Annotated in this window: 9 protein-coding genes and 1 pseudogene; 3 read left to right on the top strand and 7 right to left on the bottom strand. The window is 70.9% G+C overall.

Annotated elements, in window-relative coordinates:
• Positions 1-489: pseudogene (locus ABEA43_RS37825) on the top strand (cobalamin-binding protein); the annotation flags it as partial.
• A 358-nt stretch (positions 490-847) separates the two neighbouring features.
• Here ABEA43_RS37825 and ABEA43_RS37820 read toward each other — a convergent pair.
• Positions 848-2299, bottom strand: coding sequence for an MFS transporter (locus ABEA43_RS37820; protein ID WP_345569607.1), 1452 nt, complete (start codon positions 2297-2299; stop codon positions 848-850).
• A gap of 85 nt (positions 2300-2384) precedes the next feature.
• Between ABEA43_RS37820 and ABEA43_RS37815 the strand changes: the two genes are divergently transcribed.
• On the top strand, positions 2385-2858 hold the full coding sequence (locus tag ABEA43_RS37815) for a MarR family winged helix-turn-helix transcriptional regulator (RefSeq protein ID WP_345569606.1): 474 nt from the start codon (positions 2385-2387) through the stop codon (positions 2856-2858).
• A 55-nt stretch (positions 2859-2913) separates the two neighbouring features.
• On the opposite strand, the gene ABEA43_RS37810 is transcribed toward ABEA43_RS37815, so the two are convergent.
• From ABEA43_RS37810 to ABEA43_RS37795, 4 genes are all read right to left on the bottom strand, one after another.
• Complete coding sequence (locus ABEA43_RS37810; RefSeq protein ID WP_345569604.1) at positions 2914-4167, bottom strand: pectate lyase; 1254 nt, start codon at positions 4165-4167, stop codon at positions 2914-2916.
• Between the two features lie 273 nt (positions 4168-4440).
• On the bottom strand, positions 4441-4851 hold the full coding sequence (locus ABEA43_RS37805) for an ATP-binding protein (protein ID WP_345569603.1): 411 nt from the start codon (positions 4849-4851) through the stop codon (positions 4441-4443).
• Between the two features lie 168 nt (positions 4852-5019).
• Positions 5020-5868, bottom strand: coding sequence for a haloalkane dehalogenase (locus ABEA43_RS37800; protein ID WP_345569602.1), 849 nt, complete (start codon positions 5866-5868; stop codon positions 5020-5022).
• Between the two features lie 11 nt (positions 5869-5879).
• Positions 5880-6269: a pyridoxamine 5'-phosphate oxidase family protein gene (locus ABEA43_RS37795; protein WP_345569601.1), complete on the bottom strand. Its 390-nt coding sequence runs from the start codon at positions 6267-6269 to the stop codon at positions 5880-5882.
• Positions 6270-6354: 85 nt separating this feature from the next.
• On the opposite strand from ABEA43_RS37795, the gene ABEA43_RS37790 reads away from it, so the two are divergent.
• Positions 6355-6921, top strand: coding sequence for a TetR/AcrR family transcriptional regulator (locus ABEA43_RS37790; protein ID WP_345569600.1), 567 nt, complete (start codon positions 6355-6357; stop codon positions 6919-6921).
• A gap of 2 nt (positions 6922-6923) precedes the next feature.
• On the opposite strand, the gene ABEA43_RS37785 is transcribed toward ABEA43_RS37790, so the two are convergent.
• Both ABEA43_RS37785 and ABEA43_RS37780 read right to left on the bottom strand, forming a co-directional pair.
• Positions 6924-7097 (bottom strand): hypothetical protein, encoded by a 174-nt coding sequence (locus ABEA43_RS37785; protein ID WP_345569599.1) that lies wholly within the window; start codon positions 7095-7097, stop codon positions 6924-6926.
• Positions 7094-7741: a GmrSD restriction endonuclease domain-containing protein gene (locus ABEA43_RS37780; protein ID WP_345569597.1), complete on the bottom strand. Its 648-nt coding sequence runs from the start codon at positions 7739-7741 to the stop codon at positions 7094-7096. Before ABEA43_RS37780 ends, ABEA43_RS37785 begins: the two co-directional genes overlap by 4 nt.
• Positions 7742-7877: the final 136 nt, after the last annotated feature.

Raw genomic sequence — 7877 nt, 5'->3', positions numbered from 1 at the left:
GACGGCCGCTACGCCCGCCTGCTCGGGGCCGACGCCTGGGCGCCCGACGCGCGCGCCGCCGCCGAACTCCTGGCCGCCGGGCCGGTGCCGCGCCGGCCTGCGGACCGGCCGCCGCATGTCGCGGACCCCGAGTACGCGCTGCTCACCCGCTCGGCCGCGGACCTGGTGAGGGGCGTCATGGCGGAGCTGGCCGAACGATCGGAGACCGCCCAGGCGGACGACCTGGACGACGTCGCCAGGCCGCGCGTCGAGGACATCGGATACCTCGTCGACTACCTGCGGACCGCCGTGTACGTCGGCGACCCCGGGCTCTTCTCCGCCTTCACCGGCTGGCTGGCGAACATCCTCACGGCGCGCGGGGTCCCGGCGCGCGTGCTGAGCCACGCCCTGGACGCACTGGCCCGCCGCCTCACGGGCTATCCTCACGCGCTCGCGGCGGTGGCGGGGGCACGGGACGTACCGGCACGATCGGAACGACCCGGCCACTGAACCGGGCCCCGCCCAGGGCTCAGGGTGCGGCGATGAGCCCGTACTCGATGGCTGTCGCGGCGGTGGCCGCGGCCTGCGCGGCGGCGATGGCGATCAGTGCGGCGGCGAGCATGATGACGGTCCTGATGGCAGCACGCATGTGGCTTCCCTTCGGCGTCGGTCGGCTGGTTCTACCCTCTCTTCGACGTGGGGCGGCGTCTGGATGGCTTGTACGGGGATCAGGGCGGCGGCGATCTCTCAGGGGATCAGACCGAGACGGCGGCCGGCGGTGGCCCTCTCTGGCTCATGGGAGGGCGCTGCGGAGCCCCCTGCGAGAGAGTCTGCCGCCCGGAGCCGCGAGGTGCGGGCGCGATCGCCGTCACGGCGCGGAAGGCTTGCGGGGGAGCAGGAAGCTGACCGCGAGGGTCAGTGCGAGCAGGGCGATGCCGCCCCAGACGATGACGCTGAACGCCGTGCCGTAGCCGTGCGCCGGCTCGCCCGCGTGCGCGGTCAGCAGCGGGAAGAACACCGTGCCCGTGACGGCGACGCCCACCGAGGCGGCGACCTGGGCGACCGTGTTGAACAGCCCGGAGCCCGAGCCGGCGTGCCTGATGGGCACGTTCTCCAGGGTGAGCTGGGCGAGCGGCGCGACGGTCAGGCCCATCCCCGCGCCGCCGACCACGACGCCCGGCAGGAAGGCGAGCCAGCCCGTGCCCGGCGTGGCGGCGTTCGCGGCCAGGGCCAGGAGCGCGAAGCCGGCGGCCAGGACGACCAGCCCGACCTGTACGGTGGCCCGCCCCAGCCGGGGGAGCAGCACCGCTGCGCCGAGCCCCGCCGCGACAGTGGTGGCGATCGGCCACGGCAGGATCGTCACCCCCGCGTCCAGCGGCGCCATGCCCAGTCCTGACTGCAGGAGCTGCATGAAGGTGAAGAAGAAGCCCATCACCGGCACGAAGAACAGGAACTGGACCAGCAGCCCGCCCCCGACCGAGCGCATCCGGAACAGGGACACCTCCACCAGCGGTGCGCCGCCGCGCTCCGACAGCCGGCGCTGGTGGCGCACGAAACCGGCCAGCACGGCCACGCCCGCCACCAGGCACGCGTACGTCCAGACCGGCCACGGCCGCTCCTCGCTGCCGGCGATGAGCGGGTAGAGGATCAGCACCAGCCCCGCACCGCAGATGAGCAGGCCGGTCAGGTCGAGCCGGGGCCGGGTGACGCCGTGCCCGCGCGGCAGGACGCGCAGGGCGATGAGCAGGGTCACGATGCCGACGGGGACGTTGAGCCAGAACACGCTGCGCCAGCCCAGGCCGTACCAGTCGACCTCCAGCAGCGCCGCGCCGAGGATCGGCCCGGCCGCCGCCGCGAGGCCGGACAGCGAGGAGAACGCGGCCATCGCGCCGCCGCGCTCGCCGGGCGCGTACATGAGCTGGATCTGCGAGAGCACCTGGGGCACCATCGCCGCGGCGAAGAGCCCCTGCACGACGCGGGCCGCCACGAGCACGTCCGCGGTGGGCGCGGCCCCGCACAGCGCCGACGCGGCGGTGAAGCCGGCGATGCCGATCAGGAAGACGCGACGGTAGCCGTACAGGTCGCCGAGCCTGGCTCCGGTGATGATGCCGAGCGCGAAGGCGAGGGTGTAGCCGGCGAGCAGCCACTGCACCTGGGCGGGCGAGGCGCCGAGCTCGGCCCTGAGGGCGGGCACGGTGATGTTCACGATGGTCACGTCGAGCAGGTCCATGAAGCTGGCCAGCAGGATCACGAGAAGGGCGATGGTACGGACGCGGCCGGTGGCGGCGGTGGTGGCCGGGTTGGATGTCTCGATGGACACCGAGGCCCTCCAATTGAGGAAGAGGGATAGAGTGAACTATCTCAATCGTGAAGTATCTTATTCATGAAGATAATAAGGAGTGCGCATGGACGTCAAACCGCACGACGAGGAGGCCGGCGCGCTCGCCGACCGGATCGTGCTCGTGATGACCGATCTGGCCGGAGCCATGGGACGGCTCAACGACCTGATCGCGCAGCAGGCCGGCGTCGGCCCGACCGACCTGTTGTGCCTGCACACCCTGAACAGGGAGGGCGCCAGCACCGCGGGCGCGCTGAGCACCCGGCTGGGCCGGACGACGGGTGCCGTCACCCACATGATCGACCGGCTGGAGAAGGCGGGATATGTCCGGCGCCGGCCGCATCCGGACGATCGCCGCAGCGTCCTGGTCGAGGCCGTGCCCGAGGCGCTCGGCCGGATCGCCGCGTTCTACGAGGGGCTGGACGCTCGCAGCCGCCGGTTCATGGGCGAGTTCTCGAATGAGCAGTTGCGGACGATCTGCGACTTCCTCGTCGGCAGCCACGACAACACCGTCGCCGAGTCCGACCGCCTGACCGGGTGAGACGCCTGTGGCGCGGCAGCGTGTGCTGCCGCGCCACTCACTTCGGGACGAAGGATTACCGGTAGGTGATGTCGGACGAGGAGTAGATGCAGTTCACGCCGTCGGCGCCCTCACCGATCTTGGTGGGCTCGCTGCCCTTGGGCACGCCCTTGTACTTCTCGCAGATGGTGGCGCTGCCGTACACGGTGATCCGGCTGAAGCGGGCGGTGTCGCCCCAGTTCGTGTTGATCCCGGCCAGCACCTTGGTGGTGCGGGCGGTCACGCCGTTCAGGACGACGTGGCGCTGGTAGGAGCTGGAGCAGTTGCCGCAGGCGCGGTAGAGCTTGCCGGAGCCGTGCACCTGGAAGTTCTTGATGGTCACCGTGCCGGCGCCGTTGTGCTGGAAGACCTTGTCGGAGCCGGACTTGGCGCCGCCGCCGTCGACCAGGTACGTGGCCGAGGAGCTGGAGCTCATGAACGTGGCGGCGTCCTCGCCGACGTCGTTCCACCACACGTTGCGGATGGTGCACGAGCCCAGGCAGTGGATGCCGTCGCCGGCCGGGGCGTCGATGATGACGTTCTGGATCGTGCCGCCGTTCGGCACCTCGAACATCGGGTCCTGGCTCTCGCTCTGCCCGCCGTCGCCGATCCCGTAGTAGCTCTTCAGCCCGCCGTCGAAGAAGCTGCCGAGCACCTGGGTCGAGGTGATGTGGACGCTGCCGGTCGCGGACGGCCACGCGCCGCTGCCGTCGCCGCCGCCGCTGGTCGGGGTGACCGTCGGGGTGGGGCTGGGGCCGGGGGTGGAGCCGTCGGCGGGCCGCAGCGTCCACTGCTTGGTGGCCGCCGAGTCGCAGGAGTTCTGCTGCAGGAGGGCCCCGGAGGAGGTGGAGTTGTCCTGGACGTTGAGGCACTTGCCGCCGTTGGCGTTGACCACCCGGTAGTTGGCCCCGGAGACGGTCAGCTGCCAGGTCTGCGAGGCCGCCCCGGTGCAGGTCTCCTGCTGGACCGCCTTGCCCGCCGAGGTGGAGGCGTCGCGCACGCCCAGGCACTTGCCGCTGTGCTGGGCCTTGAGCTGGAAGTTGCTCCCGGAGGCGGTGAGCGTGAAGGTCTGCCCGGCGCACGCGTTCTGCACGAGCTGCACGCCGTCACCGGTGCTCTGCCCCGGTACGGCGGCGCACAGCCCGCTCCCCGTGTTGACCAGCGTGTAGTTGCCGTTCGACGGAGCGGCTGAGGCGGGCGTGTTGAGCACGGCCACCAGCCCTCCGGTCGTGATGAGGCCGGCGGTGAGCACGACCGCCAGTCTCCGGCCGAATCGTTCCTTTTCGCGCACGTCGAAACTCCTGTTCGCAGGTGTGTGCTGAGCCGGACCCGTCCCGGCGCGGTGACCTTGCCGGTAAGCGCTTTCCCGAATGCGGTGAGTCAAGCACAGCCAGATTCGCCGGTGAAGTCTCGACGGCCATCGGCCTGCAAACGGCAGCCGCACGCGCATCGCCCGTTGCAGCGGCTCGTGGATCAGCCCAGGTCGCGGGGGATCGCGGCCGGGCGGGGAAAGGCGTGGAGAAGCAGTTCGAGGGCTGAAAGTTTCATCACGGCCGCGAGGCGGCTATCGCTCGAACTTGACCGCGAACCACACGATCTTGCCGCCGCGCGCCGGAGCCACGCCCCAGTCGTCGGCGATCGCCGCGACGATCTGCAGCCCGCGTCCCGAGAGAGCGTCGAGGTCGGGCGGGCACGCGTGGGGGCGGCCGTCGCCCGGATCGAAGACCTCGCCGTACACGCGGTCCGCGTGGTGCTCCAGGCGCAGGGCGAAGGCGGAGCCGCCGTGCCGGACGGCGTTGGTGACCAGCTCACTGACGATGAGCAGGCAGTCGTCGATGGTGTGATCGAGGCCCCAGCCGCTCAGCTGCTCGCGAACCAGGGAGCGCGCCTCGCCGACACCGGCCGGCACCGACGGCCGCAGGCACTCAACCGTGCGGATCGGCGCGGTGGACAAAGGGCCGGGGAGGAGGGGCATGTGCATCACATCTCTCGCGTATGGGAGCGCTCCCAATTACACGATAATCGCTCGCGTTCACTCTTGTGAATCCGGCGTGGAAAAGATTGTTGCTTCTGTGTCCTCGCTTGTGCCTGGTGTGGCGGGAGCGGCTCGCGAGGGGCCTGCGGCGCGGGCCCCTCGCGGGTCTCAGTTCTGGAGCCAGTCCCGGATGGACGCGGCGATGCTCAGCGGATGGTCCTCGGGGGTGTGGTGCCCGGCGACCGCGTCGTGCTGCGCGATCTCCAGGGCGGCCATGTTCGCGGCGCACCAGGCGACGGTCTCGGGCCGCCACATCGAGCCGGGGCCGGGCTGGAAGCCGATCAGCAGCTTCGGCACCTCGGCGCTGGTGGCCGCCCACTTGCCGAACGCCTCGATCCTGGCCACGACGTCGGCGGGCTCGCCGCCCAGCGGCATCGAACGCGGCCAGCGCAGCAGCGGCAACCGGCTCTCCCTGGTCGGGTACGGCCGCAGGTACTCCGCCAGATCCTGCTCGGCCAGCGGCGTGGCGACGGTGGCGGGCAGGCCCTGGAGGAGGAACGCGTTGTCGTCGAGGATCATGGACTCCCCGACTCCCTCCGTCTTGATCGCCTGGAACAGCTCACGGCCGCCGTCCGGGAACTCCTCCCAGGTCATCGCCTTGACGATGGCCTCGGTGAAGGCGATGCCGCGGACCCGGCCCGGGTGGCGGGCGGCCCAGTCGAAGGCGAGCGCGCCGCCCCAGTCGTGGCCGACGAGCACCACGTCGTCGAGGCCGAGCGCGTCGAACCAGGCGTCCAGGTAACGGGCGTGGTCGTCGAAGGTGTAGTCGATCGCGGGCTTGCCCGACTCGCCCATGCCGATCAGGTCGGGGGCCAGGAGGCGGCCCGATCCGACGGCGGGCATGACGTGCCGCCACAGGTAGGAGGAGGTCGGGTTGCCGTGCAGGAAGACGATCGGTGCGCCGGAGCCGGCTTCCCGGTAGGAGATCGTGGAGTCGAGTACGTGCTGGATGGGCATGGTCGTTCCGTTCAGATATTGAGCTGCATGATGTGGTCCACCGCGATCTCGATCACGACCCGGCCGGGCGGGTAGGGCGGCGGTGCTGAATAGCGGCGGGTGTAGCGGCGGGCGGCCTCGGCCACCTGCTCCGGGTCGCCGGACATCGTGGCGGCGCCTTCGAGGGTGATCCAGCGGAATCCGGCGACCTGGCAGAGGGCCGCGCGACCGCCGCCGTCCGCCAGATTGCGCGCCTTGTGTGACGTGCCGACGGTCAGTACGCGGGCCAGCCCCGCGCCGCCGTCCCAGGTGAAGCGCACGGCCACGACGTGCGGTGAGCCGTCGGGCCGCAACGTGGTCAGGGTGGCCACGCGCGGCTCGGCCAGAAAGGGCTCCGCCGCGCCTGCTCGGCCAGTGATCATGATGTCGCCTTCAAAGAGTTAGTTAGCTGACTGACTGAGTCGAGACCATAGCGGCAGGAGAGGCGACGTGTCTATAGTTAGTCAGGTGACTGACTCAACACGGGTGGGGAAGCGGGAGCGGCTGGCGGGCGCCGCCGTGCGCGTGCTTCATGAGCAGGGAGTCGAGAAGACCACGCTCGCCGACATCGCGCGCGCGGCCGACGTCCCCGTGGGCAACGTCTATTACTACTTCAAGACCAAGGACCAGCTCATCGAGGCGGCCATCGACGCCCACGGCCGGCAGCTGGAGTCCATGATCGAGGCAATGGAGCGGCTCGGCACGCCGCAGGAGCGGCTCAAGGCCCTGCTGCAGGGCTGGATCGGGCAACGCGACCTCACCGCCAAGTACGGCTGTCCCACCGGAACCCTCGCCTCCGAGCTCGACAAGCGCGACGACGGTCTCGACCGCGCGGTCGCCAAGGTCATGGGGGAGCTGCTCGACTGGGTGGAGCGCCAGTTCCAGGCCATGGGCCGGGCGGACGCGCGCGAGCTCGCGGTCGCCCTGATCGCCGCCTACCAGGGCATCTCGCTGCTGACGAACACGTTTCGCGACCCCGAGCTCATGGCGACGGAAGGACGCAGGCTCGGACGCTGGATCGATTCGCTGGCGTGACCTCAGGCGCGGACGCGTTCGCCCATGCGGCAGACCGCCACGGGCCGCCGCAGCGCTCTCACGTCGGCCGACGGATCGGCGTCGAACCCCGGCGCGACCGAGCCCTCGCGACCCTCCAGCCGGCAGGCGCGGGCCGCGACCGGCAGCACGTCCGTGGGGGCGTACCCGGCTGTCACCGTCCTCCGCAGGTACGGAGCATGTTGAGCAGGGCCACCTTCTCGCTTCTGGTCACGAAGAGCCGGTAGTGGTGCTTGACGGTGACCCAGGAGGTCGCGTACCGGCACCAGTGGGAGCGGCGCGACGGGCGCCAGCTCTGCGGCCCTTGGCCGCCCTTGGCGAGGTTGGCCGAGTGGCTGACCGTGATCAGCTCCGGCCGGGTGAGGTCGTTGGCGAACGCCCGCCGCCGCGCCTGGCTCCACCTGCTGGCACCCGAGCGCCAGGCGTACGCGAGCGGCACGACGTGGTCGACGTCGACCTGGCGCTCGCTCTTCAGCCGCTTCCCGTCGTACGGGCTGTACCAGGTTCCCTTGACCGGGTGGCAGGCCGCGTTCCTGCGGACACGGTGCCCGTCGCGCGCCAGGACCATCTCGCGCGCGTCGCACCTGCCCCGGTGATGGGCCCAGCGGGGCTGGAACCGCCGATGGCTGTAGCCGCGGATGGACAGCGGTTCGGCGACTTTGAGCTGGGTCAGCATGCGACGGGCCGACGCCCCGGAGTCGGTCTGCGGCCGCGTGTGCGCGTCGGCCGCCGCGTGCGGGGTGAGGACCGCGGTGATCGGGATGATCAGCAGCGCCAGTACCGTCCGCCTCAGGAAGATCATGCTTCCACCCTTACCAGCGATCGCCGGCCGTTGGCAGGGATATTCGGTGTACGGGAGGGTGAGGCAAGCGTCGCCCCCGGTCGCTTGCGCAGGTGGGGGTGTCGATACTCGATGGTTATGCGGGTCTTGACCGCTT

Origin of the sequence: Nonomuraea rosea (assembly GCF_039539705.1) — a bacterium.
GTDB lineage: Bacteria > Actinomycetota > Actinomycetes > Streptosporangiales > Streptosporangiaceae > Nonomuraea > Nonomuraea rosea.
This window is presented reverse-complemented; position numbering and strand designations above follow the sequence as displayed.

Coding starts and splice junctions, on each gene's coding strand:
- ABEA43_RS37805 (WP_345569603.1), bottom strand. CDS start 4,851: ATGCCCCTCCTCCCCGGCCCTTTGTCCACCGCGCCGATCCGCACGGTT.
- ABEA43_RS37800 (WP_345569602.1), bottom strand. CDS start 5,868: ATGCCCATCCAGCACGTACTCGACTCCACGATCTCCTACCGGGAAGCC.
- ABEA43_RS37815 (WP_345569606.1), top strand. CDS start 2,385: ATGGACGTCAAACCGCACGACGAGGAGGCCGGCGCGCTCGCCGACCGG.
- ABEA43_RS37795 (WP_345569601.1), bottom strand. CDS start 6,269: ATGATCACTGGCCGAGCAGGCGCGGCGGAGCCCTTTCTGGCCGAGCCG.
- ABEA43_RS37780 (WP_345569597.1), bottom strand. CDS start 7,741: ATGATCTTCCTGAGGCGGACGGTACTGGCGCTGCTGATCATCCCGATC.